25 protein-coding genes and 1 pseudogene are annotated in these 25,926 nt (G+C 66.7%); 15 read left to right on the forward strand and 11 right to left on the reverse strand.

Annotated features, from left to right (window positions below; genetic code table 11):
* The first annotated feature begins 86 nt into the window (after positions 1-86).
* Positions 87-1,013 carry a hypothetical protein gene (locus ACZ6NZ_RS01360; protein WP_465854774.1) on the forward strand — a complete coding sequence of 309 codons (927 nt, stop codon included), beginning with the start codon at positions 87-89 and terminating at the stop codon, positions 1,011-1,013.
* Between the two features lie 294 nt (positions 1,014-1,307).
* Here the strand turns inward: ACZ6NZ_RS01360 and ACZ6NZ_RS01365 are convergent, their stop codons facing one another.
* Positions 1,308-2,024 carry a zinc finger domain-containing protein gene (locus ACZ6NZ_RS01365; RefSeq protein ID WP_465854776.1) on the reverse strand — a complete coding sequence of 239 codons (717 nt, stop codon included), beginning with the start codon at positions 2,022-2,024 and terminating at the stop codon, positions 1,308-1,310.
* An 859-nt stretch (positions 2,025-2,883) separates the two neighbouring features.
* Between ACZ6NZ_RS01365 and ACZ6NZ_RS01370 the strand changes: the two genes are divergently transcribed.
* Positions 2,884-3,516 carry a hypothetical protein gene (locus tag ACZ6NZ_RS01370; RefSeq protein ID WP_465854778.1) on the forward strand — a complete coding sequence of 211 codons (633 nt, stop codon included), beginning with the start codon at positions 2,884-2,886 and terminating at the stop codon, positions 3,514-3,516.
* Here ACZ6NZ_RS01370 and ACZ6NZ_RS01375 read toward each other — a convergent pair.
* Positions 3,513-4,604, reverse strand: coding sequence for a hypothetical protein (locus ACZ6NZ_RS01375; RefSeq protein ID WP_465854780.1), 1,092 nt, complete (start codon positions 4,602-4,604; stop codon positions 3,513-3,515). The genes ACZ6NZ_RS01370 and ACZ6NZ_RS01375 overlap by 4 nt on opposite strands.
* A 325-nt stretch (positions 4,605-4,929) precedes the next feature.
* On the opposite strand from ACZ6NZ_RS01375, the gene ACZ6NZ_RS01380 reads away from it, so the two are divergent.
* Positions 4,930-6,354 (forward strand): DUF2971 domain-containing protein, encoded by a 1,425-nt coding sequence (locus tag ACZ6NZ_RS01380; protein ID WP_465854782.1) that lies wholly within the window; start codon positions 4,930-4,932, stop codon positions 6,352-6,354.
* Positions 6,355-6,392: 38 nt separating this feature from the next.
* Here the strand turns inward: ACZ6NZ_RS01380 and ACZ6NZ_RS01385 are convergent, their stop codons facing one another.
* Positions 6,393-6,950: an ImmA/IrrE family metallo-endopeptidase gene (locus ACZ6NZ_RS01385; protein WP_465854784.1), complete on the reverse strand. Its 558-nt coding sequence runs from the start codon at positions 6,948-6,950 to the stop codon at positions 6,393-6,395.
* Entirely contained in the window at positions 6,947-7,444 is a 498-nt protein-coding gene (locus ACZ6NZ_RS01390; protein WP_366605477.1) for a helix-turn-helix domain-containing protein, read from the reverse strand. The genes ACZ6NZ_RS01385 and ACZ6NZ_RS01390 overlap by 4 nt, the downstream gene beginning before the upstream one ends.
* A 122-nt stretch (positions 7,445-7,566) precedes the next feature.
* Between ACZ6NZ_RS01390 and ACZ6NZ_RS01395 the strand changes: the two genes are divergently transcribed.
* Genes ACZ6NZ_RS01395 through ACZ6NZ_RS01410 form a run of 4 tightly spaced genes read left to right on the forward strand, consistent with a single transcriptional unit; the run spans position 7,567 to position 10,087 of the window.
* Complete coding sequence (locus tag ACZ6NZ_RS01395; protein WP_465854786.1) at positions 7,567-7,890, forward strand: DUF3892 domain-containing protein; 324 nt, start codon at positions 7,567-7,569, stop codon at positions 7,888-7,890.
* 54 nt (positions 7,891-7,944) lie between these two features.
* On the forward strand, positions 7,945-8,220 hold the full coding sequence (locus ACZ6NZ_RS01400) for a hypothetical protein (RefSeq protein WP_366605479.1): 276 nt from the start codon (positions 7,945-7,947) through the stop codon (positions 8,218-8,220).
* On the forward strand, positions 8,217-8,576 hold the full coding sequence (locus ACZ6NZ_RS01405; protein ID WP_119577975.1) for a hypothetical protein: 360 nt from the start codon (positions 8,217-8,219) through the stop codon (positions 8,574-8,576). The genes ACZ6NZ_RS01400 and ACZ6NZ_RS01405 overlap by 4 nt, the downstream gene beginning before the upstream one ends.
* A gap of 41 nt (positions 8,577-8,617) precedes the next feature.
* Complete coding sequence (locus ACZ6NZ_RS01410; RefSeq protein ID WP_465854789.1) at positions 8,618-10,087, forward strand: HesA/MoeB/ThiF family protein; 1,470 nt, start codon at positions 8,618-8,620, stop codon at positions 10,085-10,087.
* A gap of 166 nt (positions 10,088-10,253) precedes the next feature.
* Here ACZ6NZ_RS01410 and ACZ6NZ_RS01415 read toward each other — a convergent pair whose 3' ends face one another.
* Together ACZ6NZ_RS01415 and ACZ6NZ_RS01420 are read right to left on the reverse strand one after the other, a co-directional pair.
* The gene (locus ACZ6NZ_RS01415; protein WP_465854791.1) at positions 10,254-10,985 is read right to left on the reverse strand and encodes a GNAT family N-acetyltransferase; all 732 of its coding nucleotides are present in this window, start codon (positions 10,983-10,985) and stop codon (positions 10,254-10,256) included.
* Positions 10,982-11,251 carry a type II toxin-antitoxin system TacA family antitoxin gene (locus ACZ6NZ_RS01420; protein WP_465854793.1) on the reverse strand — a complete coding sequence of 90 codons (270 nt, stop codon included), beginning with the start codon at positions 11,249-11,251 and terminating at the stop codon, positions 10,982-10,984. The genes ACZ6NZ_RS01415 and ACZ6NZ_RS01420 overlap by 4 nt, the downstream gene beginning before the upstream one ends.
* A 1,036-nt stretch (positions 11,252-12,287) precedes the next feature.
* Between ACZ6NZ_RS01420 and ACZ6NZ_RS01425 the strand changes: the two genes are divergently transcribed.
* Positions 12,288-13,223 carry a hypothetical protein gene (locus ACZ6NZ_RS01425; protein ID WP_465854795.1) on the forward strand — a complete coding sequence of 312 codons (936 nt, stop codon included), beginning with the start codon at positions 12,288-12,290 and terminating at the stop codon, positions 13,221-13,223.
* 342 nt (positions 13,224-13,565) lie between these two features.
* Here the strand turns inward: ACZ6NZ_RS01425 and ACZ6NZ_RS01430 are convergent.
* The 3 genes and pseudogenes from ACZ6NZ_RS01430 to ACZ6NZ_RS01440 form a co-directional block, all read right to left on the reverse strand.
* Positions 13,566-14,770 (reverse strand): annotated as a pseudogene (locus ACZ6NZ_RS01430) (IS110 family RNA-guided transposase).
* 357 nt (positions 14,771-15,127) lie between these two features.
* Positions 15,128-16,279, reverse strand: a complete 1,152-nt coding sequence (locus tag ACZ6NZ_RS01435) for a hypothetical protein (RefSeq protein ID WP_465854797.1) — start codon at positions 16,277-16,279, stop codon at positions 15,128-15,130.
* A gap of 5 nt (positions 16,280-16,284) precedes the next feature.
* Positions 16,285-16,596, reverse strand: a complete 312-nt coding sequence (locus tag ACZ6NZ_RS01440) for a hypothetical protein (RefSeq protein WP_465854799.1) — start codon at positions 16,594-16,596, stop codon at positions 16,285-16,287.
* Positions 16,597-16,657: 61 nt separating this feature from the next.
* On the opposite strand from ACZ6NZ_RS01440, the gene ACZ6NZ_RS01445 reads away from it, so the two are divergent.
* From ACZ6NZ_RS01445 to ACZ6NZ_RS01465, 5 genes are all read left to right on the forward strand, one after another.
* Positions 16,658-19,006, forward strand: coding sequence for a TOTE conflict system archaeo-eukaryotic primase domain-containing protein (locus ACZ6NZ_RS01445; RefSeq protein ID WP_465854801.1), 2,349 nt, complete (start codon positions 16,658-16,660; stop codon positions 19,004-19,006).
* Positions 19,007-19,099: 93 nt separating this feature from the next.
* Positions 19,100-19,666 carry a hypothetical protein gene (locus tag ACZ6NZ_RS01450; protein WP_465854803.1) on the forward strand — a complete coding sequence of 189 codons (567 nt, stop codon included), beginning with the start codon at positions 19,100-19,102 and terminating at the stop codon, positions 19,664-19,666.
* A 2-nt stretch (positions 19,667-19,668) separates the two neighbouring features.
* The gene (locus ACZ6NZ_RS01455; RefSeq protein ID WP_465854805.1) at positions 19,669-20,316 is read left to right on the forward strand and encodes a nucleotidyl transferase AbiEii/AbiGii toxin family protein; all 648 of its coding nucleotides are present in this window, start codon (positions 19,669-19,671) and stop codon (positions 20,314-20,316) included.
* Positions 20,317-20,839: 523 nt separating this feature from the next.
* Positions 20,840-21,409 (forward strand): RNA polymerase sigma factor, encoded by a 570-nt coding sequence (locus ACZ6NZ_RS01460; RefSeq protein WP_465854807.1) that lies wholly within the window; start codon positions 20,840-20,842, stop codon positions 21,407-21,409.
* Between the two features lie 89 nt (positions 21,410-21,498).
* Positions 21,499-21,969 (forward strand): hypothetical protein, encoded by a 471-nt coding sequence (locus tag ACZ6NZ_RS01465; RefSeq protein ID WP_465854808.1) that lies wholly within the window; start codon positions 21,499-21,501, stop codon positions 21,967-21,969.
* A 79-nt stretch (positions 21,970-22,048) separates the two neighbouring features.
* Here ACZ6NZ_RS01465 and ACZ6NZ_RS01470 read toward each other — a convergent pair whose 3' ends face one another.
* Positions 22,049-22,747, reverse strand: a complete 699-nt coding sequence (locus ACZ6NZ_RS01470) for a hypothetical protein (RefSeq protein WP_465854810.1) — start codon at positions 22,745-22,747, stop codon at positions 22,049-22,051.
* Between the two features lie 957 nt (positions 22,748-23,704).
* On the opposite strand from ACZ6NZ_RS01470, the gene ACZ6NZ_RS01475 reads away from it, so the two are divergent.
* Together ACZ6NZ_RS01475 and ACZ6NZ_RS01480 are read left to right on the forward strand one after the other, a co-directional pair.
* A complete protein-coding gene (locus ACZ6NZ_RS01475; protein WP_465854812.1) occupies positions 23,705-24,238 on the forward strand; it encodes a hypothetical protein in 534 nt (177 codons plus the stop codon).
* A gap of 167 nt (positions 24,239-24,405) precedes the next feature.
* Positions 24,406-24,972 (forward strand): hypothetical protein, encoded by a 567-nt coding sequence (locus tag ACZ6NZ_RS01480; protein WP_465854814.1) that lies wholly within the window; start codon positions 24,406-24,408, stop codon positions 24,970-24,972.
* A 155-nt stretch (positions 24,973-25,127) separates the two neighbouring features.
* On the opposite strand, the gene ACZ6NZ_RS01485 is transcribed toward ACZ6NZ_RS01480, so the two are convergent.
* The gene (locus tag ACZ6NZ_RS01485) at positions 25,128-25,778 is read right to left on the reverse strand and encodes a CGNR zinc finger domain-containing protein (protein ID WP_465854816.1); all 651 of its coding nucleotides are present in this window, start codon (positions 25,776-25,778) and stop codon (positions 25,128-25,130) included.
* Between the last annotated feature and the right edge of the window lie 148 nt (positions 25,779-25,926).

Genomic DNA, 25,926 nt, shown 5'->3' on the forward strand with positions numbered 1-25,926 from the left:
GTCGGCCATCAGTCGACGTCAGAGTCGTACTGCGCACGCGAGCTCTACTGTCTCAGGGCAGGATCGGCATCCGAGGGGCGGTTCAGGTGGCGTTCGATGCATCGCAGTACGTCGTCGGTGACGAATGGGCGTACCGCCTTCGAGACAACGCACCGTCGGAACACGTGCGCATCAAGGCTGTCACACCGAAGAAGCTCACGGCGAGCATCGAGGTGGAGTTCCTCGACAGCGGTCGCCCTGCGCAAACCGTGCCGTCGACTCGGCTGAAAGTCCGCTGGTCGGATGTCGAGGCCTATGATGCCCAACAGGCGGGCTGGCAGCGCATCGACGACTTCGAACTCGACCCCGTCGAACGAAGCGCGGTTTACACCGTCTTCTCTGCCCTCATCCCAGAAGATGTGGCGGAGCTGGACTGGCGTCCGGTCGAGAACGCGACAGTCATCAAGGACCGCACGAGGCTGACGGAAATTCTCCGAGTGCCCGTCGAGGAGGTCCTCGCGAAGGTGCAGTGGTTCACCACCGGTGAAGGCGCAGTTGTCTCGCCCGCCGGCACAGTCATGATCGCGGAGGTCGCCTGCCGCGTTCACTCGCAGAGCATCCTGGAGCATGTGATCGAGGAGGAGGTCGAGGCCCGGCACAAGTGCAAACACGGCGGCCCGCACCCCATCCGCAAGGGCGAATTGTCCAGTCCGGAATGGGAGTATCGGCGGTACCGCAAGCATGTCCGACCCGAGCACGAGCTTCTGCGGCAATGGTGCGGCCACCGCGCGGTCGTCGCCCACGAACGCCTCACGGCCGCTGAGGCGGAGAACCATCGCCTCGACCTACTCGTCGTAGAGCTCATCAAAGCGCTTGACCTTGCTGGTGAAACCGCGCGAGCCGAACAGTTCGCCGAAGAGCACGAACGCGACCGGATCACCCCCTACCTGGCCCGCCCTGTCGTTGACCGCCCACTGCACTGGTCCGAAATGCCCGTACGCGAAGTCCCCGTTTACCGGCGTCGCCGCTGGTAGACCGCCGTCCACCGCAGTCGCTACACGACACCTCAATAGGCCGCTGCGGAGCGAATCCCCAAGGCCCGGCGGAACCTCCTGTCCGGTGCCGTGCCGTGCCGGCCGGGTGACAGGAGGGCCCCAGTGCCGGCGGCGCAGGGCTCGTGCTCGGTGTGGGAAGGTTCCGGGGGCGGGGCACCAGTTGCGGCCGGTTGTGTCGTGGGCGATCTTGCAAGGAGCCCATCACAACGCCACGAGATGAGTTGGTCTGCTCTCACCGGAGGGCGGTGCGTCTGACCAGTTCGGGCTGGCAGATCAGTTCCCGGTCGGGCGGGCCGCGAACTCGGCCCGCCGCTGCGCCTCTGCGGCGGCGATCATCGTCTTCTCCTCGGGCGTGAGGTGGATACGGCACGACTCGATCGGTGTCGGGTAGGTGATCGCGTCGGCCTGGCACGGTCGCCCGGCTCGAGTAGGCCTGCCACAGATCGGTACTCGTTTGCGTTGCTCGCGCCGCAGGGCATGCACCTGCTCGTCGAGCAGTTCGTTCTGCCTGCGGAGCTTCGCAACGGTGTCCCGAAGCTGGCTCATCTCGTGCTGGAGGCGCTGGTACTCCTCGCCGCGGGCGCGACGGACCCGGTGCTTGGACGCTCCGTTGCAGCGTTCGCCCGGTGCGGCGCCGCACTGCGGGCACGGCCAGTCCAAGTCCGGATCCTCGACCGTGACAATGCCCTCAGGCAGCGTGCGGGCTTCGAGACCGCGACCGAGTTCGACGCTGGAGAACACTGTTTCTCCGAAACACACCCGGCGGAATCCGCCTTGCGGGCCGACGACCCACTCGCTGATCGGTCCGTAGACCTCGATGGCCTCCTCGACGGTCAGGAGGTGGGTGTAGGCGATCGGGCCTGAGCCACCGTACAAGGTGCCGGCGACGGGTTCGCCAACCGTCAGCCAGGCGACAGGCTCGCCGCAGTATCCATCCCAGGCCACAGGTCGGCCCTCTCGGCGCAGCCGCGATCCGTCATCTTCCACCACGCCGGAACCCCCTATCCAACGATCAACTCAGATCGCTGACGCAGGAGTCTAGCGCGCAGCGCTTCGCGAGAAGCTCGTCGATAATCCGACGATCTCGCACGTTATGAAGGCGACCGCGCGGGCGCATCAGGGGGTACCCCATCGAGGGATGCTCCTCCTACGCGCTCCTACTGCGGTGACCGCTGCTGGTCCACTCGTACGCACCGTCTGCCGGCCTGCCCGTGCAGCCACATCATCACCTGGGACGACCGCCACGCCGCTCCCATGTCACTGCCTCTGGCAACCCGCGTCGACCTCACCGACCCGACTACAGGGCCGACGGCATGGACGCAGACCAGTAGGAAATGCCTCGCGGCGGTGAACTCGGCCTTGATTCAGTCCAGTCAGGGCGCGCGGCGCGAGAACCGAGTCAGCGTTGTTGTCGGTGCACTAGGCGCGCACGTCGCACGCACGGCTTGAACGACGGGTATGCGAGCATGCTCTTATGGATGCCCTGCCCGGCTCCACGAAGCCACCCGCTTCCGTACAGGGGTTACTGGACCTGCTGGAGAAGGCGGGTGGATCTCTGCAGGTTCTTGATCCGCCCGAGCAGGTGCGGGCGGCGTGGCGTCGACTTATCCACGCGATGCGCTCCGGTGGGAAGGTGCCGAAGGGCTGGCATCTGGTTCACCGGGGCCGTGACGCCGGAGATCTGGTCATCGAGTTACGGCGAGGCCGTCACCCGAGCAAGCACTACCAGCCCAAAGCCCGATCGTCGGCCCCGATCGCCGATTCGCTGGTGAATCCGCACCCGGTCGTTGACGGGTTGCGCGATCAGCCGAACCGCTTGCCGGCCTCTGACGAAAACCGGTCCAGGGCATTGCTGCTCCTGCAATCGATCTGCAAGGACGCGGAGTCGTGGGGGTGGGTCGTCCGCGTCGGCAAGGAGGCGCTGCTGAGCGTGGTCGTGAATGACCAGCCGATCGAGGTGCGGATGCGAGAGGAGAGCGGATCCCGCTGGACGCTGCGCCTCGTGCTGACCGTCACCGACACGGACGGTGGAGTCGCCGAGTGGAAGGACTACGCCCGCAAACGCCTCGAGCACGAGTTGCCCGCCGTCCTGTCAGACCTGCGCCAGCGGGGCCGGCGGCTGCACGACCGCCGGGAGGCGGCCGTGCGGGCGGAGCAGCGGCGACTGCAGCAGGAACGCGACCGGGTGGTCACGTCGCACCGTGACCAGGTCCTGCGGGATCAGGTCGGCGCGTGGCTGCTGGCCGGGGACATCCGCTCCTACTGCGGCGACCTCGTCGCCGCTGGGATGCCGCCCGAGGACCCGTGGCTGTCGTGGGCTCACACCTACGCGGACGGTCTGGATCCGCTGGCCGACCAACCCGGCGTCCCCGACGATCCACCGCCAACAGCGACCGCCCCCCGGCGGCGGCACGACGAGAGAATCAGCCCGCCGCTACCGCAGCGGCCGTGGCATCCAAACCGCCGCTGGTACCACGACTAGAGCCAGTGCCCCGCCGGCAGGTACGACCGTAGGTCGTCGCGCTCGGGTTTCGGGGTTGTCGGCATGCCCTCTCGGTTGAGGCGGGGATCCACCTGGTCGGCGTGCGACAGGATCCATTCCGCCCAGGCCCGCACCTTCTCGGCGCGGGCCGGTCGCAGGTCAGCGGCGACGGCAAGCAGCGCGGCGGCGTAGGCGCGGGCGTCGTCGGCTAACTGCCGCTCACCAATACGCGCCTGGATGGTCGTACGGCGGTGGTCCTCGGTGAATTGGCGCCGGGCCTCGGCTCCACGCCGGTCGCGCTCACGCATGCGCTGCTGCTCGCGGCGCTGCTCGGTCTCGCGACGCTCGATCAGTAGGTCGGCCCACCGTTCGATATGGGTGAACACCTCACCGAGTTGCTTGTGCAGGGGCTTGTCGGGCGTGTCGGTCCAGGTGTCGTAGCCGCGGCGCCGTGCCGGGTGCGTCTCCGTGATCGTCAGCCGCAGTGGCTGGCCGCGCTCGCCGTAGACCTGGATCGGGAACTCGTCTCGGTCGATGCGCAGAACCAGCTGTCCGCTGTCGTAGCGGTCCCGCTGGTTGTGTTGGAACTGCGTCTCGTAGCCGCGGAACTCGGCCTCGGTGATGATGGCCTGCCAGATCTGCCGCATCCGCTGCAACGGCCGGCGCGTGTTCGGCATCAGGTACGGCCGATTCTCGTAGATCATCCGCTCGGGGTGGTCCAACGCCTCGGTCAAGTCCTCCAAGATCTGGTGCGGGCGGCGCACTGTCGAGGGAGCCGGGACGATTCGGCCCAGGAACTCCTGCGTGCGGGGCCGGGGACGCGGCGGAGCAACCCGGGTTGGCTGAACCGGCTGCGGCTTCGCGGGCGCTTCCACGCCGTGTCGGTCGACCTGGACCAGCAGCAGCGACATCGCACCCGGCGACGACGACGTGCGCAGCCGGTGCGGACCTGCTCGTAGGAGCCGCAGCTTGGCTGTCTTCGCCGCGTGCCGCCACGCCTCAAGGGTCGCCTCGTCCAATCCCGTCAACTCGAGCCGGCCGCCCGCAGCACGTACACGGTCGAGAACCAGTTCCGGTGTCACCTCCACGGCCAACTCCTAGCGATCGATCTCGGTGCTCGGGCCAGCGTTCTTGCTGCGTCGATTCTCCCACCGGTTGTGGTTGCGGTGCCGGACCTCAGCCGCAGGCCGCTTGCCGGATCTGGGCTCTTGGACGCTCAGCACCCTTGCGTCTAAGTTCCTCGTTACACCTGCCGGAGAGGATGACCGGCTACGACTTGAGCAGGGATCGCAGGTTCATGACGCCTCTGCCACACCTGCTCGGCGATGCCGCGAGCGACCGAAAGTTGGCCGCCGTCCCAGCACCCTGCTTGGGCGGCCATGGCGACCGTGGCACCTTCGATCTCGTGCTTGGATGTGGGACATGCTCACTCACGAAGCGTTCCTAGAGGCGGAGCTGTTCAGCGCCGCAAGGACGTTGACCAATCATCTGTTCCACTACACGACTGCTGAGGCGGCGATTTTCGGCATCCTGCGCAGCGGGACGCTCCGGTTGTCGCCCTTCGAGTCGACCAACGACCTCTGGGAGTCCCGTCCACTGCACCCGAACCTCAGCTCGCACCGCGACGACCTCGATCCCGGCTCTGGTTTGAAGGTATGGAACGACCTCGACAAAGTGATTCGGAAACACGCGAAGGTCGTCTGTTTGACCCAGGACTGGAGCCTGCCCGACACCGTCGCGAACCGAGATGCCTTTCGGGGGTGGAACCATCTTGCCACTTGGGCGCATTACGGAGCCGGCCACGCGGGAATCTGTCTGCGGTTCGATCGTGACAAGCTGATCGCCGCGTTCAGCCAGGTGGCGGTACCCGACGCGCTTCTTCGCTTCCACGGCCCTGTTGAGTATCGTAGAGCATCGATCGGGGCAGGCCCGCATGGAGTCGACCTCGGGCAGATTCTCGAGTTCGGTCTCGACGCTGTGGCAATCAACTACGCGGACGTGCACCGAGATCAGATCTTCTTCCGCAAGCACGCGGACTGGGCGAACGAGAGCGAGTACCGGCTCGTCCTCGTAGATCAGTCCGTGCTTCCCGTCGAAGTTCCCGTCCGCGCGGCACTGACCGGCGTGTTCCTCGGTGATGCCTTTCCTGACAGCAGGCTTCCCGCCCTGATGGCCACCCTGAAAAAATACCCCGACGTCGAGGTATTGAAGCTTGTCTACCATAACCGTCACCTCGCCTGCATGCCCTTTGATGCGGTGGCCGCCGTTGAAGCGTCGACAGCACCGTCCTTCGCGAACCCCCCACGTCGGTCCGGATCTTTGAGCGAACGGCTGAACGAGCTGAAGGAAAGTGTTCGGTCGGCTGAGGAGGAGCGAGCGCGAGCCGTCACGATCTGCTCACCTCTGCTTGATCAAGTGAAGAGTGCGGTAGGCGAGATCGGCATGGCAATGAGGTCTTGGCCGAACGTCGAGGTCGGCGAGCACACTAGTGTCGCTGCGATACCCGAACACCAACGATCTCGTGCACCAGGCGTCCCCGGCGAGCGCATCCACTTCGAGAGCGGCTACATGTGCGTTGTCGAGAACCTACCGAAGTACACGCACACGCTGGTGGCCGCAGGCGCGATACAGGTACTCGACGACGACCAGGTGAGAGTCCACGCGCTTATCGCCACGGAACGGTGGAAACCCAATGGTAACGAACACGCGGAACACTGGCGTGAGTGCTGCGTAACGCCGCTGGTCGATGCCGCGACGGCGCTCGATTCGGTTCTGGCGAAGCTGCACAGCGCGCTCGAGACCACGAGGCAAGCCTTTGATCGGGGCCGCAGCCTGTAGCGGCCTCTCGGCCGGGTTAGCTGCGAGTCGCTGGCCCGTCAGCGTCGGCCGGCCCGGACTTGTTTGCCAACCCCTGTTGTGTTGTAGCGGAATCGGGCCATCTCGATACTGACTGCGAACCGGCTGGCGATTTCGTCGGGGCCCATTCCTTTCGCAGCGGCCCGGATCAGGAGGGGGCGCGGGAGCAGCAATGTTCCGCCCAAGGCAGTTGCTTGCTCCTCTTCGTCAGGGCGGCACGTCCGGAACGGCACCCCGTCGAACTCGCTGATTTCAGACAAATCATGTTCGAGCAGGATGTGAGAGATCTCGTGTGCGAGGTCGCTGACGATGCGCGCTGGGGGACGTAGTGGGTTCGTGACGATGAACGGACGTCCCTTGATCTCGAAGGTGACGGCGGAGAACGCGAATGCTTGGAGGCGCTCGAGTTCCTCGAGTCTCGCGACGTCCACGAGGGCGGCGGCGCTGACGATCTTCATCTCAAGGTGGTCAGCAACAGCCGCCATGTCGAGCGGGTCGGTGGGGGTGAGGCCGAGTTGGGCTCGCAGCTCGAGCGCGCGCCGCTCTGCGGCGGCCTTGAATCCGCGGGGCAGTGTCACAGTTCCCCTGCCTCCACCTGTCGTTCAAGTTCATCGCGCATGTCGGTCAGGAGGGACGCCAGGCGGTGCGGGACTCCTGGTCTCATTACCGATGCTGCACGCAGATGGCAGGCGATTGCCGTTCGTGGTTGTGGCAGGTCCCGGGCGAGTGTGTTGTACATGTCAGTGAGCACGGACGTGAGCGTCGATGCCGCTTCGGGCGTCAGCCGTGGGTCGGTCCGGAGGTGAGTGACGGCCTCGTCGAGGGGTGTCATCCGTCGCTCGGTCACCGGGTTGAAAAACCTCGCCGCTGGTACCCGCAGCCATGAACAGAGACGTGTGAACGTCGCGAGGTCAGGGTGCGCACCGGCTTCAACCCGCGAGAACGTGCTGAAGCTCACACCAGCATCGGCGGCTGCCTGCCGAATGGACAGCGTTCCGCGGCGTTCCCGCAGCATCCGCCCGAACTCGGCGAGGTCGAGCCGCTCAGTTTCCTGAAGCGGGAGCTCGGCCATCATCGCGTCCTCAAGGTTCGCATACCCCAACCTTAGTGCGGCACTGCCGCTTCGCTGCAACAACCTCTGCTAGGGTGCCACCGAAGTGGTACTGAAGCTTTGATGATGCACGCGGAGGGGTCGTGGCCATCCAGATCACCGCGGTCCGGCTCGAGGGTGGGTCGGACCACGAACACATCACCCACCTGTGGTGGTTGTCCGACTCCACGAACCAGGAGGACAGCAGCACGCGCGAGCAGCTCGTCTCGTCGATCGAGAACCAGGGCGGCAAGGCGTGCACCGAAGACGGCCGGGGCAACCGCGCGCACGTGGCCGTGGTGACCCCGTCGCGCGGGGCGAAGTACCTGCGCACGCATGCCGACGGCGTCTGGACTAACAACCTCCTGTCCCCCTCGCCGCTGACCGTCCGGGCGGTCGCTCGACACCGAACGACACAAGTGCCGTGACGAGCGAGCCAGCCGGCAGAACCACACAGAAACCTGACATCAAGGAGCACAGCGATGACAGCGCCATCCACGCACGCCTCAGCGGAACAGGCCAAGCCTGCGAAGACCATCACCTTCAAGGTCGATGACGAACCGGTCACGACCGCCGAGAAGGACCTGACGCCGAACCAGATCCTCAGCCTGGCCGGGGTCGACCCGGCCTCGGCGTACCTCGTCGAGGTCAAGGGACGGCGCCAGGAGTCGTACGAGGGACGCGGCGACACCCCGATCCGCGTGCACGCGGGCGACACGTTCGTGTCGGTGTCGACTGGCCCGACTCCGACCTCATGACCACGGTGCAGCAGCCGACGGTGGGCGCGGCGGGCTTCCTCGCCGCGCTCGCCGCCACCGGCCACGACGATGTCACCCAACAGGGTGAGCTGGCCGTCTTCACCTACCGCGTCGAAGTAGGCAGACACGCTGGGGAGGAGATCAAGCTGGCACTCGCCATCCCACCCGACTGGCCGGTGTCACCGCCGCCGGGCCCGCACGTCAGCCCTCGGCTGGGGCACCCAGACGGCGCGGTTCACGCATCTCCCCTCGGGGCTGAGTGGGAGTACTGGAGCCGCCCAGCCCAGAACTGGGTGACCGATCGGAGCATGCGCGCCTACCTAAGGCACCTGCGCACGCTCTTCGCCCGGTCGTGACCAGCGGCCCGATTTCGGCCCGGCGGCGCCTGTCGGTGGCCATGACCACGACCGTCGCGACCCGGCTTGCCGAACACCTCATCCGCTCGGACGGCCAAGAGGACCTGTGTTTCTTGACCTGGCGGCCGAGCACCGGCGCAACCCGCACCAGCGCCGTCATCGGGGAGGTGATCTGGCCCGGGCGCGGCGAGCGTCTCCTCCACGGCAACGTCTCGTTCACCTCCGGCTACTTCCTGCGGGCAGCCGCGTTCGCCGCCGAGACCGGCGCCGGGCTGGCACTCGTGCACAGCCACCCCAAGGGCCGTGGTTGGCAGGACCTCAGCGATGACGACCACGCTGCCGAGTCGGGCCACGCGGCCCAAGCAGTCGCCCTCACCGGTCTGCCATTGCTCGGCCTGACCTACGCCGTGAGCGACCAAACCTATAGCGCCCGCATGTGGCATCGAGCGGCCGCCCGGCGCTACGCGCCGCAGTGGGCGGAGAACGTCCGATGCGTCGGCGATCGCATCACAGTCTCGTGGAACAACTCCCTGCGTCCGATCCCCGACCTGCGAGAGCAGCTCACCCGCACCGTTTCCGCGTGGGGACCCGACCTGCAGGCCAGCCTCACGCGGCTGCACGTCGGCATCATCGGCGCGGGCAGCGTGGGCGCCCTCGTCGCCGAAACCCTCGCCCGCACCGGCGTCGAGCGCATCACCCTGCTGGACTTTGACGCCGTCGAGGCGGTCAACCTCGACCGACTCCTACACGCGACCACGCGCGACGTCGAGCTCGCCCGTTCCAAGGTTGAGACCCTCGCCAGGGCGCTACGCCGGTCAGGCACCGCCGGCAACCCGGACATCACCGCACTGGAACTGTCTGTCGTGGAACCCGACGGACTGGCACACGCGCTGGACTGTGACGTGCTGTTCAGCTGCGTCGACCGGCCCTGGCCACGAGCCGTACTCAACCTCGCCGCCTACGCCCACCTCATACCAGTCGTCGACGGCGGCATCCTCATCCGCAGCGACGGCCAGAGGATGCGCGGGGCCGAATGGCGCGCACACATGGCAGCGCCCGGCCGCGCCTGCCTGGAATGCCTGGGACAGTACGATCCGGCCGATGTCTCCCTCGAACGCACCGGCCAACTCGACAATCCGTCCTACATTGCCGGCCTCAACCGCGACCATCCGCTAAGCCACAACGAAAACGTCTTTGCCTTCTCCATGGCCGCCGCCGCCAACGAGGCACTTCAACTGCTCATCGCAGTCATTGCTCCCAACGGCATCGGTGACGTGGGCGCCCACCTGCATCACTTCGCTACCGGGACCCTCGACCGCGATGAAGCAGACTGCAACCCGGGATGCCTCTACAGCGGTGCACTCTTCGGAAGCGCTGATAGTCACGGACTCGTCGTCACCGGCCGGCACTCGATCGCCGAGGCATCCCGGCTCGCTCGCCGACGGGCGGGGCGACGGCTCTCAACGCGGATTGCACGTCGCATCGACGACATACTGTGGAGCAGCGTCTAATCGCAGCTGACCGGGCCTGCCAGCCTGATAGTCGACGGAAAGTTAGCACCGCCTCAAACGGCGGCGGGGGTAGTGCCACCATCCCCTACCCTTCGCTGTCCCGAACCCGCCTGTCCGGCAACTGCGCAACTACAGCCAAGGGCGGAGCAAGCGATGACTTTGCAACTCACTCTTCCTCGGCGAACGGGTCTCTGCCGAGGGCCCTCACCATGACCGCATGAAGATCAACTCTCGCATCGGTCGCGCCCGCTCGCTCTCGTTCTTCAACGGCGGCCAACATCTCCCTGGCTACCGCGCGCGCCTGCGCAATGTCCCCAATGAACGGGGTAGACGAGCCGTCTGGGCGGTTAAGCACCATAGACACCAGCCCCGCCTCGCGGTTGGCTGACAACTGAAGGCTCCCGAGTCCGAGATCGCTCCTCGCGGTCGCCACTTTCATTACGAGCCGATTAGGCACGCCAATGACTGGCTTGAATCCATAATGTTGATAGAAGTCAACTGCCGATTCGATAGCGTCGACGACAATAAGGCGGCCGCCAAATCCGTCAGCAGCGTGTACGATTTTCTCCAGGGCATCCAGCAGGAGTTCACCACCAAGCTTTTGTCCATGCAGCGCCCTGTGCAGGGCTAGCTTGCACAGAAGGTAGCCAGGAACGTCACCCGACCCGCCAGCTTGTTTCTTGGTCAACTCGCCCCGGACGACCACGGTAGGGGTGATCGCGTAGTAGGCCATGACGGCGTTCGCATTAGAAGCTGTCCATACGTACGTCCTGGCAGTGCCGCTAGCCGCAGCACTGCGGGCGTGCCCAATGAGCCAGGTGTTGAGGGATTCGACGCCACAGTCGAATCCCTCAACTTCATGCTCTAACTCTAGAGGCCCGGACAGCCATTCGGTCATTTGCGGCGAAACCTCCGCGGCTTAGAGGCCAGTTCAGCAAGCCTGGTCGGCTGATCCGGCTTGTCCAAGGCGGCCATCATCTCATCGAACTGCTCTGCTGACATGATGGTGCGATCCGCCCGCGCTAGCACTCGGTCCGCTTCAGTACGAGCGGCCTTCAGGACGAACGACGAGACAGACTCGTCACATGTTCGGGCTGCGCGGGTGAGTAGGTCGCTCGTTTCAAGGTCGGTCCGCATCTCGATGCGCTCGGTCTTGGGTGCCATCTCTCATCACCTCTGACAACAGCGTACGGCAGTTGTACGGAAGTTTCCAGGCAGATGCCTCCGGCTGCCTCGTTGCGTCCGCCACTCGTGGCTCCCTGACAGGCCCATCATCATCTCAGGTCAAGCAGCCTCTGAGCTGCGCAGGCGCCCCTGCCTTCTTCGCCCCCTCCGACACTCCTTGCGCGGAGCGTACGGTCGCCTTGATATAGGTGTGGTTTCGCTGGAAGCGCGTCGCCTGGGGGGATTGCCTATCTTTGCCCCCTGCCCCTGCGCCCTGCGCCCCACCCGGTACGGTTAGGCGCGGCAGCGCATTGATCGTCGCTCCACGTGCGCCGGGGCTGGGAGCTGCTCTCTTGGCTGCGATCCCCCGAAGCGCCGCATGCACGCCAGTGGTCTGCGCTACTGGCGCGCAAGACGATCACGGCAGCTTCCCAGTCGTCATCGACCCAGACGCTCGCCCACCAGCGTGTCTGGCCGGCGAATCACACGTCGGCTCGCCGCTAACCTCATCGTCCAGGCCCACCGAACGATCGCCCTGCCCACACTCAGCTATCCCGGCAGCGCCGAAGTTCGGTCGGCGATGAATGGACCGGAGGCCAACGTTCCCCCGCCCTGGAATTCCTGACCGAAGCATGAGTGATCAACTCGATCCGCCGCGGCATCGATCAGCCCGGCCCCAGCTCCAAAGATCCTGCCTTGGGTTACCGGCATGTAGCCCGGTCAGACTGAGGGCGGTGGCGATGACGACGGCGGCGAGGCGAACCTGCGATACCACCGGCGGTGACGCTGGCCGACACCGTAGATCGGGGGCAACCACCAGCAAAAGGATGAACAAGCCGACACGTTGGGCCGCCAGGAGAATGTGTGTTCTGGGCCCTAAATTGGGCACGTGGTCACTGGCTCCCGAACAGGTGTTGGCGCTCGCCCCGCAGAAGTAAAGGCGCCCGTGCGCTGCTCGCACCTACATCTGGACCCCCGTGGGTACCCGATCATCGCGGTCATTCCGCAGGAACCGGGCGAGGAGGACTACGGGGCCTTGTCCGAGCAGCGCAAGCTTGTTCTTGCCGCCTACGACCTGTGCGCGGTGTGCGCCATGCCGTTTCGCGACGAGTTGCGCTGGCAAGTCACGTTCGACGACCAGTTGCAACACATGGGCGAGACCCCCACGTTCAACGAGGCGCCGGTGCACGAGGTGTGCGCGCTCTATGCCGCGCAGGTGTGCCCGTTCGTCTCGTCGCCCCACGCCCGGCTGGGCGACGCACAGCGCAAGGGTCAGCGACGCTGCGAAACGCTTGTGCTGGCCGGCTTCGACAGCACCGCCGCCGTGTACGGCCACGACAGCGAAATTCAGGTTGGCAAGAGCATCCTGATGTTCGACATGGCCGGGCTGCGTCGCACGCACCGCCTTACCGGTGCCGACGACGCCCGCCAGGCGTACGAGACCGCCCTCCGCGACGAGGTCCCTATCCAGCTCGATGACGCCGAGCAGCGCATCGTGGACCTCCTCTGCGCGCCAACGCCGGAGGAGGGCGAGGACTCAGGCGCGGTCATGGCCGGCGCCACATGGTTCATCGGCGCGGCATTCTGCCCACGTATCCGCCAAGTGCAGGCGATGAAGAAGTTCGCCGAGGCCAAGGACGACCTCTACTTCCAACTCGCGGCGAACTTCCTCTTCGAGCCCGACAAGATGGCCGAGTGGGAAGACGCGAGCGACCCCTCTACCGCAGCAGCTGTGTCGTGGTTCCGTACCCGCGAAAGCCTGCCCACCGTCCTGCAGCAGTGGCGAGCCGCTGGCGCACGCCGAGTCCGCGACAGCAGAGGCCGCCGCCCCCGCCTCTCGGACGCGGGCCATTGTTCCTCAGCGCGACGATGCTGCCATCCGTCGACGCCAGGAAGCCGAGTCAGCCCTACGGAAGGGGCGCCGCAAGAAGCGATAAGCTTGCACACGCAGGATCCACAACGCTCCAGCTGATCTTCAGCAAGCGATCACAGCAGGGCCGCACAGCGACCGGCACGCAATGGCAGGAAACAAGGAAGCGCAGGTCATCAGGCTGGGGCCACAGGCGGAGCGTCGGGTTAGGAAACCGATGCTCTATCCCCTGAGCTACGGGGGCGCGAGGGCCCAGTCTAGCGACCTTGGGGTTCACCTGGGGTGGCAGGGAGTGGCCCACGTTCGCCCACGTCACCCGGACCGCCGTTCGCCCAGCCCAGGACTACACGCCGAGCACACGATCCCCGGTTTGCGACCGGCGGTCGGTCGCGGTGACCCGCGTTGGCACCGGTTCACCCGGGTTGGCATCCGCTGGAGGAGTCTCTACGCGAGTTCGCATGGTGCCAGCTCTGCTGATCTTGGTTGTTTGAGCTGGTAGGGGGTCTTGTCGCGGATGCAGGCCCAGAGGACGTTGAGGCGTTGTCTGGACAGGGCGGCGGTGGCTTGGCGGTGGGTCTTCCCCTCGGCTCGTTTCTTGTCGTAGTAGGCGCGTGATCGTGGGCAGTGGGTCAGGGCGGTGAAGCTGGACATGCTGAACACCCGGCGTAGGCCCCGGTGGTAGCGGTTGGGCCGAATCTGGTGGCCCTGTCGGCGGCCGGAGTCCCGGGAGATCGGCGCGAGCCCGGCGTGAGCGGCGAGCGACGCGGCGCTGGGGTAGGTGGTGAGGGTGCCGGCGTGGGCGAGGAACTCGGCGGCGAGGGTGGTGCCGATACCCGGAAGACTCGTAACGATTTCCCCCAACTCGTGGTCGGCGACGATGCCAGCGATGGTTTCCTCGGTGGCGGTGATCCGGTCGTCGACCGCTTCGAGATCGGCGGCCATCTGCGCCATGATCCCGGCCGCGGTGGCCTCTCCGGCGCCGGCGACGGTCTGCGTCCGGGCGGCGGTGAGGACCTTGGCGGCCAGTGTCCTGGCGGCCCGCACGCCGTGCTGGCGTAGATAGTCCAGGATCCGGGCCTCGCCGGCGCGGCGCAGTCCGGCGGGTGTCTGCCACTGCGCGAGGAGCCGGAGCGCGCCCTTGCTGCGCAGGTTGAGCGTTTCTCCAAGGCGGGGCTGATCATGGTCAAGAGGTCTTGGAGGCGGGCGGTGATGCGGACCCGGTCGGCGACCAGGTCGAGGCGGCGGGAGACGAGCAGCTTCAGTTGCTGCTGCACCCCGTCCGCGAGGGTGAGGGCCGGTAGATCGCCACGCATGCGCAGGGTCTGGGCGATGACGTAGGCGTCGTGGGCGTCGGTCTTGCGTTCGCCGTGGAACGCCTCCGCCATCCGCGAGGTGACCGTGCCGCTGACGTAGCGCACGTCCACGCCCCGGTCGAACAGGACCGCCAGCAACAGCGAAGCGGGTCCGCCGCGCAGGTCGACGGCCCAGCGGATCGGCTTACGGCGTTTGCCGAGCCGTCCGGCGATGCCGGAGATGGCCTGCTGGTCGTTGGGGATCTTCTCGGACATCACCACGGTGCCGTCGTCGTCGATAACGCACACGTGGTGGTGGGTCTTGCCGACGTCGACGCCGGCCCACAGGCTGCCCATCGGGGCATCACCCTCTTCGCTCGTACTGGTCAAGGGGCGTGGACCCGCCGCGATTCAGTAGCCACAACTTCGGAAAGGGCGATCGGTCGCAAGTCTCCATCCAGTGCTGATACAGCGGTCGTCAGCGAGGGCCGGGGCGTCCTACTCCAAGCTAGCCATGACATCGGCAGCACACACCCAGACAGTCACCCGACCCTCCGGGTCCACACGGCAAACGACACGGTTCGATGTACGGTTGCCGGTCCCGACGGACACCCGCAGTCCAAGCCGCTGCTATCAGGGGCGTCGCGCCGGAACGCCGAGCTGTCCACGATCTTGCGCGCCTCGGTGATGGTCACCGGGCGGCGAACCATGCCGTCAGGTTTCGAGGCCTGCACGGTTGAGGCGTTCGAGCAGGCTGGGCTTGCGGGCGTGCGCCGCCCGTAGCTCGGCCAGCCGGTGTTGGAACGACGGACTGTCCCCGTCGCGTTCGCTGAGGTCGTGCAGGTCGACGAGGAGTTGAACGGCGGTGTCGTATTCGCGGGGTTTCTTCGTGGCGATGAGTTCGTCGACCCGTTGCCAGGCGGCGGGTTGGTCAACTGCGAGGGTGCCGAGGTGTCGTTGCCGGGCGGCTGCGGCGGACCGCTCCCGGCGGATCCGGTCGCGTTCACGCTGCTCGGCGTCCCGTCGTTCCCGCACGGCGCGCATCTCTGCGGCGGTGGCGAGCAGTTCCCCGGCGGTGCGGGCGACTGCGGGGGTGGGCTTGTCAGTGCGGTGTGCGTCGCGGTAGCGGCGCAGCAGTCGGCTGCGCAGGTGGCTTTCGCCGCCGGTGATCAGGTCGGTCAGGATGGCGTCCTTGTCCGGGGCGGGTAGGCCGACGACCCAGGTGCGTAGTTGCGCGGCGGTCGGTTCGCCGGAGGTGGCCGGCGCCGACCCGGCCGCCGCGGCCGCGATCAGGTCGGGGTCGATGCGCAAGAACTCGGCGATGGCGGTGAGCGGCGCGTCGAGGGTACCCAGTCCGGCGGGGACGGGCGGCTCGGGCTCGTCGTCGGCGATGTCCTCGGACTGTACGCAGCGCAGCCAGGCCAGATAGAGCAGGCGCTGGTCGCCGGCGGCGAGGCCGGCCCGGACCGGGATGATGGAGGTGAGCAGACCGTCGCCGTCGAGGTCCCACTCGTCGGCGCCGTCCTCGTCCTCGTCGTGAAGGTCGATGATGACGAGCTCGCCGGCGGTCCACGTGGACGCGCTGTCACCCTGGCAGTACTGGGCCACCGTGCCGGAGTCGAGCACGTGCTTCGGCAGCCGCAGCATGAGCCGACGGGTGCCCCAGTTCGCCAGGTACAGGTGCGCGTCGAAGTACCGCTCCATCAGCGTGCGCGGGTCGCCCTTGAAGTCGCCCCACTCGTAGGTGTTGACGAAGCTGGTGGCGGTAATGTTGGCCCGGGTCGACAGCGACCGCAGCTCGGCCCGCTCCCGGCCGGTGAGGGGCCGGTCGACGGCGCTGAACTCGTAGTACTGGTACTCGCTCACCGCGCCTACCGTCCGGCCCAGTGGCGGTAGGCGTCGATCCACGCGGCACCTTCCGGCGCCGGGGTGGGTAGCGGCAGGTCGAGAAGGCCGACCCGTTGCCGGTGGCGGCCTCGGGCGCAGACCGCGACGATGCTGTCCGCTGCCAGCTCGATCTCGCCTACGGTGACCTCGACGCCGAGGACGGTGGTGGTGAACGGCACCGCCAGATGCTCCTCGAGCATGGCGAACAGGCCGGTGCGCTCGTCCTCGTGACCGTCCGTGTCGACGGTGGCTTCCCCGATCATCGCCTCCAGCGCGGCGTTGCCCTTCGATGCCATCGGCGGAGGATAGCGGACCGGCGCCGGGGTGTTCGGGGCCCGATGCGCGAGGATGGTCGGCATGGGTTCGGTGGCCGAGTTCGTCGAACTTCGGCGGGAGGTGGAGCGGTTACGGGCGGAGAACGCCCGACTGGGACGCCTGCTGGAGCTGCGCGGTCAGGATACGACTGCGGCGCCGGAGCAGTTGTCCGCGCCGGTTGAGCCGCCGGGGCTGGTCACCATGGCTTCGCCGACTCGGGACAAGCTGGCGTTGTTCGCCGACCGGTTCCGGGCCCGGACCGACGTGTACGCCGTGCGGTGGGACAACGCCCGTACCGGCGCTGCCGGGTGGATGCCCGCGGTCGCCGGCGGTTGGCGTAAGGGTATGGACCGGCGGGGTGCCGCCTACCTGCCCCGCACGACGGAGGTCATGGCGGCGCATCTGGTCGGCGACGTGTTCATGGGCCTGTACCCGCTGATGCCCGGCAACACCTGCCACTTCGTCGTGGCCGACTTCGACGGGCCGACGGCGATGCTCGACGCCCTCGCCTACGCCAAAGCGGCACGAGCCGGCGCGGTGCCTGCCGCGATGGAGATCTCCCAGTCAGGCCGTGGCGCCCACGTGTGGGTCTTCTTCGCCGGCGCTATCCCCGCGGCCACCGCGCGGGCCGTCGGCACCGTCCTTCTGCGTGAGGCGATGGTGCTGCGCGGGTCGATGGACCTCCGCTCGTACGACCGGCTGTTCCCCAACCAGGACGTGCTGCCCGAGGGTGGCTTCGGCAACCTCATCGCCGCACCGCTACAGGGTCGCCGTCGCAAGGACGGACTGACCACCTTCCTCGACCTCGGCAACCTCGAGCCGCACGCCGACCAGTGGGCATTCCTGTCGACGCTGGACCGCCTCAGCCCCGGCGACGCCGAACATGTCGCCCAGCAGGCCAAGCAAGCCGTCAACGGTGCCGATGTCGCCACCATGAGCCGGTCCGCCGCGACTCGGGTCCATCCTCCGCTCCCTGCGGTGGTCCACGCGGAGGCCGGTGCCGGGCTGAGCATCGATGCCAGGCAGCTCACGCCCGCCGCGCTGGCGACGTTCAAGCACGCCGCCGCCATGGCCAACCCGAAATTTTATGAGTTGCAGCGACTCCGCAAGTCCACCTGGGACACCCCGCGCTTCATCCAGGGCTACGACCTGACCCTCGATGACCGCCTGGTCCTCCCGCGGGGCCTGCGGCACTCCATCGCCGCCATCGTCGAGCGCGCCGGATCCCGGCTGGCAGTCACGGACGCACGAAACCCCGGGACCGAGATCGACACCGCGTTCACCGCCGAACTCACCGGCAAGCAGGCCGACGCGGTCGGCGCGCTTCTCGCCCACGACGACGGGATCCTGGTCGCCCCACCGGGCTCCGGCAAGACCGTCATGGCCTGCGCCGTGATCGCCGAACGCAACACCTCCACCCTCGTCCTCGTCGACCGCAAAGCCCTCGCCGACCAGTGGCGCACCCGCATCAAACAGTTCCTCGACATCAAGCCCGGTCAACTCGGCGGCGGCCGACGCAAGCTCACCGGCGCCGTGGACATCGCGCTGCTGCCCTCCCTCGCCCGGCGCGACGACGTCGCCACCCTGACCCAGGAGTACGGACACGTCATCGTCGACGAATGCCACCACCTCGGCGCCGCAGCCTACGAGCACTCGGTCAAACGGATCGCCGCGCAGTTCTGGCTCGGACTCACCGCCACACCCACCCGACGCGACGGCCTCGGCCAACTCGTCACCTGGCAACTCGGACCCGTCCGCCACACCCTGAGCCACGAGGAACAAGGCACCCTCGCAGCCGCGATGCACGCCGACGTCGGACCCCGTCGAGCGCTGTTCATCCACGAGACCACTTTTCAACCCGGCGACGTCGACCTGGATGCGCCCGGCGCACTCGCCGAGGTGCACCGAAGGCTGGCCCTCGACGAGCCCCGCAACACCCAGATCGCCGACGATGTCGCCGCGGCCCTGACCCGCGGTCGCAACTGTCTCGTGCTGACCCGCCGGGTCGTCCAGGTGGAGGCACTCACCGCGCTGCTCGCCGCACGCGGACATCAGGCGCTTGTGCTCCAAGGCGCGATGAGCACCCGCGAACGGCGGGCCATCGTTGACCGGCTCGACGGCGCCAAGGCCGGCGACGGCCTCCTTGTCATCGGCACCACACCGTTCATTGGTGAAGGCTTCGACGCCCCCGCCCTCGACACCCTCTTCCTCGCCGGCCCGATCTCCTACGACGGCCTACTCGTCCAATGCGCCGGCCGCGTTATCCGCGCCGCGCCCGGCAAGGACCTCGCCGAGATCCACGACTACCACGACCCGGCCACACCAATCCTCGCCGCCTCACTCCCGCGCCGCATGCCCGGATACCGGGCACTCGGCTTCACCAGGACATGAGCGCATCCCATCGCGATCATTATGACTGGTCTGCGGCTACAGAGCTACGACGTAAGCCAAGCGTGCTGGGCCTAGCCTGGTAGGCTAACGGCCATGGGCCGGTTCTCCGAGGACGAGCTGCACGGGGTTGTCTCCCGGTACGAGGCGACGCGGGCGCAGGCGTTGACCGAGCGGGATGAGCAACTGCGGGCGTTCCACGCGGCCGGTTGGCGGCCGGTGGATCTGCAGCGGGTTACCGGGTACAGCCGGGAGACGATCCGTCAGGCACTCCGACCGGAAGTCCGGCGGGCGACCAACATCAGCCGGCGCAGGACATCACCCCAGCCGCCAGCGGACTACCGGCCATATGGTGACCGGAAGCCTTATGTGATCGCCGAAAGCCTCGCCGCGCTCCACGGCCCCACCAAGGGCATGGTGACGCTTCCGCGTCACCTCGACTGGTCCGGGCACGCCGAGTACGACCTGAACCGGCCCGCGCGCCTGGCCAGCATGTACAAGGCGGTGCTCACCGAAGCCAGTACGGTCGAGGATCTGAACACCTGGCTCGACGCCGACCTCCTCCGGCGGCTCTGGCCCACTCTCTGGCTGCCGCCCCAGCTTCGCCAGCGTTGGGAAGACGCCTTCCCCGAACTCGCCGCTACCCGCAGCAACGCGGCATAGCGGTGGACCCCTTCCACGAACGCCTCGCCCGGACCGGGCTCGGCGCGGCCCATCGATACGGCTTCGCGCTGGCCGGCGGTTACGCGGTCCAGGCCGCCGGACTCCTGGAGCGACCCAGCGAGGACGTCGACCTGTTCACCGCCTGGGACCGCCGCGACGAATTCACCGCCGCGGTCACCGCCGTCGTGCACGCCTACCGAGACGACGGCCTCACCGTCGAGACCGAGCGCCAGTACGACACCTTCGCCCGACTGGCCGTCACCGACGGCATGCGGATCTCCAAGGTCGAACTCGGCGTGGACTGGCGAGCCAACGAACCGATCCTCATGGCGATCGGACCGGTACTCCACCCCGACGACGCGGTTGCGAACAAGATGAGCGCCCTTTACGGGCGAGCGTTCGCCCGGGACTTCATCGACATCGACGCCACCCTCCGATCCGGCCGCTACACCCCCGACACCCTCCTCGCCCTCGCCCAGCGCGCCGACCGTGGATTCGAACCGCGCATTTTCGCCGACGCTCTCGGACAAGTCACCCAGCTCGATCCCGATGACTTCGCCCAGTACGGCGTCACCGGCCCAGCGCTCGACGACCTCCGAAGCCGATTCGCGGAGTGGCGCCGCGACCTGCTCGACGACAAGGACGGATGACTCGGCTCCCGACTCGCGGCAGCGTTAATTAAGCCTGCACCCGCAGGACCCACAGCGTTTCAGCTGATCTTCGGCAAGCGATCGCAGCGAGCCCACGAAGCGACCGGCACGCAGCGGCAGACAATAGAAAGCCGCAGGTCGTCGACCTGCGGACACCGGCGGACCGTCGGGTTAGGTAACCGATGCTCTATCCCCTGAGCTACGGGGGCGCGAGGGCCTAGTCTAGCGACCCGGACGTCCAGCAGGGGTGGCAGGGAGTGGCCGGTGTTCACCCCGACACCCGGCCCCCCGTCCGCCCAGCTCATGGCCACGGCTCGAGCACACGACCCCGGGTTTGTGACCGGCCAGGACGGTACGTTGGCCAGCCAGCCAGGCGTACGAAGCGACGGGCTGCGCACAGGCGCCTGTCCAACCGAGCGCGACGCCCGAACGGGTCGGCGGCGCGCGAGATTTTTCAAGTCTGCGGTAAGAAACTCTGCGCTCGACGACAAGTACTGGTGTGAGACCACCACCTGGAGGAATGGTGCCGGACGCCGACACGACCGCCGCGGACCACCAACGCCTTACCGACCTGTTTCGACGACACGGCAATGCCATCCACGCCTACGCCAGTGATCGACTGAGCGGGGACGATGCCCAAGATCTCGTGGCTGAGGTCTTCGTCGTGGCCTGGCGGCGGCTAGAAACCATCCGAGTGGGCGATGAACGCCCGTGGCTGTTCGGCGTCGCGCGGCGCCTTCTACTGCAGCAGCACAGGCACCGCGCAGACCAGTCGGCACTGCAGAATCGCCTGAATTCGACTGTCGAGCACGACCCCGGTCCTGGCGGTGGCCCCCTGTGGGAGGGGCGGACCGAGGTCGTGGCGGCCCTGGCGAAGCTGCCGGAAGCCGACCGCGAGGCGTTGCTCCTGCGGTACTGGTACGACCTCAGCGGCGGGGAGTCGGCGAAGGTGCTGGGGTGCAGCGCGGCAACCTTCGCGGTGCGGCTGCATCGGGCGCGTCGCCGGTTCAAGAAACTCTATGAGGCCCGCCCAATAGATACGCACTTGATGCCGGACTCGAGCCTGACGGCGTACATGAGGGGATTGCAGTGAAGCGGCAGGGTAGTGAGACCGAAGAGCTGATCACTCGTGCGCGACCGGTTGCCCGGGTCGACTTCACGACGAGCCCACAGGGAGAGACAATGCTCGCCCGAATCCTGGAAGTGCCTCGGCAGCCGGAGAAGCGCTCGCGGAAGCGGACCTCGATCATCGCGGCGATGGTCGCCGTTGGAGCGATCTTCGCAGGTGGCGCGACGGCAGCGGTTGGTGGCTTCCACGCGCCCGTCGCACCGCCGGAAGCACAGCCGGCCAATGGTGACGCGTTCGTCTGCGGCACGGCGGGCATGCGTCGGATGGGTGAGACCGTAGCTCGGGATGGCGAAAGTCCGGTCGACGCCTGCCGCCGATCCTGGGAACGGATTTTCAGCGACGAGGCACCCGCCCACCTGTACGCCTGCGTCCAGCGCGTCGACCCGAGCCCTTCACCGGGTGGCGTTGAGTCCCCGGCTCCGACGTGGGGCAAGCTCGTCTACGTTCTCGACGGTCAACAGTTCAAGAATGCGCCTGAAACCTGCGGTTCCGTGAAAATGCTTGTCGCTCCGACTGGCAACTGAGATACCGCTGGCCTTCCCGGCATGTTCACCGGGAAGGCCAGCGGAACTTCGCTGTCAGCGATGCCCTATCGGGGGATGATCACGGGTAGTTCGGCTTCCAAGGCGAGGGGACCGAGCCGCAGACGTGAATTCCGTCGATCTTGTCATTCGGGTTTCCGGAGACGCCGTCCTCCCTCGTGTCCAAGGCAAGGTTCGACCGATACTGCTTCGATCCAACGGTCACCATCTTGCTCCAGTTGCCCGAACCGTTGTAGTTGTAGAAGTACGAGGTAGTGCCGGAGGACTGCTGGTTCGTGATCGACGAGATCCTGTCGTTCCAGTAGCCGCCGCCAGAGTAGGCGTAGTTACCCAGGTTCCATTCGCGACCGCAGACGGTGAAAACCAGTTCCTCACCGCCGTACTGCCGGTCGGTGTAGACGCAGACGTAGTAGATGTTACAGGCGGCCAGAGGAACGATCGGCGAGTCAGCCTGCTTGGCGCCATCCTTGACCGGGCTGCGGAATCGCATGATCAGACCGGGGGCCAATTCGACGGTGGTCTGATCGATTTGGCGCGCGCCAGCCGTCCGCGAGACAACGTCGTCGATGCCCTGCTGCAGCTGGGCCTTGGTGGGTGCGACCTTGGCGTTGTTCCAGTCGTAGGCGCCCACGTTCACCTTGTCGGCGGGCGTCGGTGAGGCCTCTGCGCCGGGTGCCGCCGAGGCGGCGATGGGCGACGCGAGGAGTGCGGCAGTCGTCAACAGAGCGGTCAGCCCCGTCCGGACCATGGAAATGCGCACAGTGGAGTCCTTTCACCAAGCATTGTGTGCCAGCATGAGGAATCGCTCATCGGTTGCCACCTCTGCGAGGTGGCCCGAGTTCCTGCGACCGACTGATCGCAGCATGAATCATCACCTGCTGATACGACAGCAGGCGTGGCAGCGTTCTTCTCAGTGACGTTCCGTTGAAACCTCCCCCGTTTCACGGCTGCGCGGGCACGATGGCCGGAAAAGCGGCCACAATCTCGCGTTGACAATTTCTACCACAGGCGAGTCCACTCCGGATGCCCGTTCCAAGCAGGGTCAGAGCAACCCAATGCAACAAATGTCCGATTGAAAGGTGACGATCCGTACCTGCCCCAGCAGAAGGGCCTGACGGCCGACGTTCTACGTCATGGACGGTGAGTGGGTCGCAGCGCCTGGCCTTCACCCTGCCTGCCGAGCTTCTCGCCAGCCGGCCACCTACGCGCCGGTTCGCCGGGCAACGAAGAACCACGACGGTGACGATGAGGCCAGGACGCCGAGGAGAGCCAACTCCATCGGATTGCCGACCTGCATGGCGATGCTGCCCGCGTCGTATCCGGGCAAGGGGTCGACGCCCCCCGCCTCACGGACAGCAACAAGGACATTTACCAGTAGAAATGGGGCGCAACCCTCCGCGCAGCCCGCAATGGATGCCCTGAACAGGCCGTCACCAGACCTCGAAGATCAACACCTAATACAAGATCGCGAGTCCCATCGACGGCAGGTTTTTCCAAATTTCAGGCTTTTGACAGGTAATGATCACTGCGGGTCCCGCCCTGTCCGCGATCGGGATAGCGTCGGCCAACCAAGTCGCGGAACGGGGGCGCCCCGCAATTGGGGGTCGTGCGCTGCATTTCCACGGCACAGATGCACCTCAGGCGTTGAAAGGAAAGCATCTTGTCGCATCGTAGAAGTCTGTCCGAAAGAATGTTGGACGCACTACTGGTCATCGGAGTGGCCGTTACCCTGATCGCCACCGGAGGGTCGGCGCCCGCGCTGGCCTACACCGAGACGGTTCAGGGCACTGGCAATTCCGCTCCGTGGTTCGACTTCGACAAGAATCCATCAAGCGCGTTGAACAGCACGCTCACGGCGTATGTCAGCGTGGGTGGTGTGCGTTATCGCATCAGCCAGCGCGCCGGCAGCGGTAACGGGAGCACCAACGAATGCCTGGCCAACCAGGGGTGGCTGCCCAACGGCTACTACTGGGCAGACGAAAGGGACAGCACCCGCTTCGAGCACATCAACAAGACCTGGGGCAACGAGGTCGTCCGCGGCTGGGTCTGGAACCTCGGATCGAAGAAGTGCTCGGGTTCCACGACCCGCACGGAGCTGTTCATCCACTCACAAGGAACGTCCGGATGGACGAACTCCAACTACTCGTCGAACGGGTGCATCAAGATCAACCAGACCGACCGCAGTCATTTGCACAACCGGTTCAACGCCGCATACGACAAGTCCAACGGCTTCCTCCAAGTAGTCAGCTGAGAGATCGGACCTCTGACATGGACAACTCGAATCGTCGAAACCGTGCACTGCTGTCGGTAGTCGCACTCATCGCGGCCACAATTGGCGCCTCCGTCATCCTTCAACCAGCGGCCCACAGCGAACAGCCCAGTTCGATCCGCGATCAGGTACTCCGCCACGAGCAACTGGTGGCGGACTGCATGAAGGAGCGGGGCTTCGGATACGAGGTGACCGTTCCCGGTGACCTCCTGATCGAGGAGGCACGCGCCGCAGCGGAGGCCGACGGCCGCGACATCAAGGCTGCAGTGAAGCAGGCAGCCGCCGTGCGCGGCACGTCGCCCAGTCCGAACGAGCTGTTGGTGGCCGGGCTGGAGCCACGGCAGCAGCAGGCCTGGGGGGACGCTCTCTGGGGCACGGACGACACCGCCGGTTGCATGGACAGCACGCTGCAAGCCGCCGCCCGGGTCGACGTGGAGGCCGGCCTCCGACGCGCGGAGGCAATCCTCGCCCAAGCGAAGTCCGACCCCACGGTTCGGTCTGCCGAGAGGACGTACGTCGCCTGCATGACGACCCAGGGATACGCCGTCACGTCGGTCGATGGCATTCACGAGTACGTGGGCACGCGCGCCGAGGTGCTCAGCGACGAGGCCGGGCAGAAGCTGACGGACACGGCGTACGCCCGACACGACGCCTGCGTGCGGCCGTACAACCAGACGTTCAACGCCACCCATCTCCGTCTTCTCGGTGGCAAGTGACGCTGTCGCGAGAGCCCGGCTGACCAGGTGATCACACGATCAGCTGACAGCGGCACCGTCCGGTGACGGTCTCGTGGGCGGGGTGGTTGGGCCGGTCGTCGGTCCAACCACCCCGCCGCCGCGCGTGGTGGTGGTCGAAGACCACCGGCGGCTGGCTACGAGTTGGCGGGCCGGGCGGCTCGGCGACGCTCGGTGAGCCGTCGCGCCTTCACCGCGTTGCCGCAGTCGGCCATGCGACACCAGCGGCGGGACCCGTTGCGGGTCTGATCGAGGAACAGCCAGCCGCAGCCGCCTTCGAGCACCGGGCAGCGGCGCACCCGGGTCAGGTCCGCCGCCACCATGAGGCCCAGGGCGGCCTCGGCGAACCGGTCCGGCACCAACATGGCCGGTACCGTTCCGTAGACCAGCCGCACCTGCGACGAGTCGAGCACGAATCTCGCTCGAGCGGCCGCGCCGGACCAGCGCTGATGAAGAGCGACCAGCGCCGCCCCGGCCGCGATGGGGTCACCCGCCGTTTCACCGTCCGCGTCGGTGATCGCCGCCAGCAGCACGAGATGCAGCCCTTCGCGGATGTCGCGCACGGCGGCCAGGCCCGCGTGGCCCGCCGCCGGCTCGTCGCGCCAGGCGCGGTCAACCTGGTCGGCCTCCGCGTCGCTGATCAGGCCAACCTGGAGTGACCAACGCAGCAGGGCCGCGCTGTCGGACAGGAAGTCGTGTGGCGACGTGCCCCCGCGCTCCAGGGTGTTGACCAGATCCAGCGCGGGGTGCCCCCCGACCATCGGTAGCTGGCACACGTCGAGTGGCATGCCAGCAAGGCTACCACCTAAAGCGTTAACGGCGGTTCATGCCTGTCCGGATCGAGAGGTGGCGCTTCACGCTTGACACCATAGATCAGCGCGACCAGAGCGCCGGGAGGCGAAGCATCGAGGGATGCTCGCTCATCTATGCTACCGT

Source organism: Micromonospora sp. NPDC047756 (assembly GCF_055587245.1).

What these genes read in the sequence shown, in the direction of transcription:
- ACZ6NZ_RS01390 (WP_366605477.1), bottom strand. Translation starts at nt 7,444, where the DNA reads ATGGCCGAGCTCCCGCTTCAGGAAACTGAGCGGCTCGACCTCGCCGAG.
- ACZ6NZ_RS01445 (WP_465854801.1), top strand. Translation starts at nt 16,658, where the DNA reads ATGGGTTCGGTGGCCGAGTTCGTCGAACTTCGGCGGGAGGTGGAGCGG.
- ACZ6NZ_RS01405 (WP_119577975.1), top strand. Translation starts at nt 8,217, where the DNA reads ATGACCACGGTGCAGCAGCCGACGGTGGGCGCGGCGGGCTTCCTCGCC.
- ACZ6NZ_RS01400 (WP_366605479.1), top strand. Translation starts at nt 7,945, where the DNA reads ATGACAGCGCCATCCACGCACGCCTCAGCGGAACAGGCCAAGCCTGCG.
- ACZ6NZ_RS01415 (WP_465854791.1), bottom strand. Translation starts at nt 10,985, where the DNA reads ATGACCGAATGGCTGTCCGGGCCTCTAGAGTTAGAGCATGAAGTTGAG.
- ACZ6NZ_RS01450 (WP_465854803.1), top strand. Translation starts at nt 19,100, where the DNA reads ATGGGCCGGTTCTCCGAGGACGAGCTGCACGGGGTTGTCTCCCGGTAC.
- ACZ6NZ_RS01420 (WP_465854793.1), bottom strand. Translation starts at nt 11,251, where the DNA reads ATGGCACCCAAGACCGAGCGCATCGAGATGCGGACCGACCTTGAAACG.
- ACZ6NZ_RS01465 (WP_465854808.1), top strand. Translation starts at nt 21,499, where the DNA reads ATGCTCGCCCGAATCCTGGAAGTGCCTCGGCAGCCGGAGAAGCGCTCG.
- ACZ6NZ_RS01440 (WP_465854799.1), bottom strand. Translation starts at nt 16,596, where the DNA reads ATGGCATCGAAGGGCAACGCCGCGCTGGAGGCGATGATCGGGGAAGCC.
- ACZ6NZ_RS01485 (WP_465854816.1), bottom strand. Translation starts at nt 25,778, where the DNA reads ATGCCACTCGACGTGTGCCAGCTACCGATGGTCGGGGGGCACCCCGCG.
- ACZ6NZ_RS01410 (WP_465854789.1), top strand. Translation starts at nt 8,618, where the DNA reads ATGACCACGACCGTCGCGACCCGGCTTGCCGAACACCTCATCCGCTCG.
- ACZ6NZ_RS01380 (WP_465854782.1), top strand. Translation starts at nt 4,930, where the DNA reads ATGTGGGACATGCTCACTCACGAAGCGTTCCTAGAGGCGGAGCTGTTC.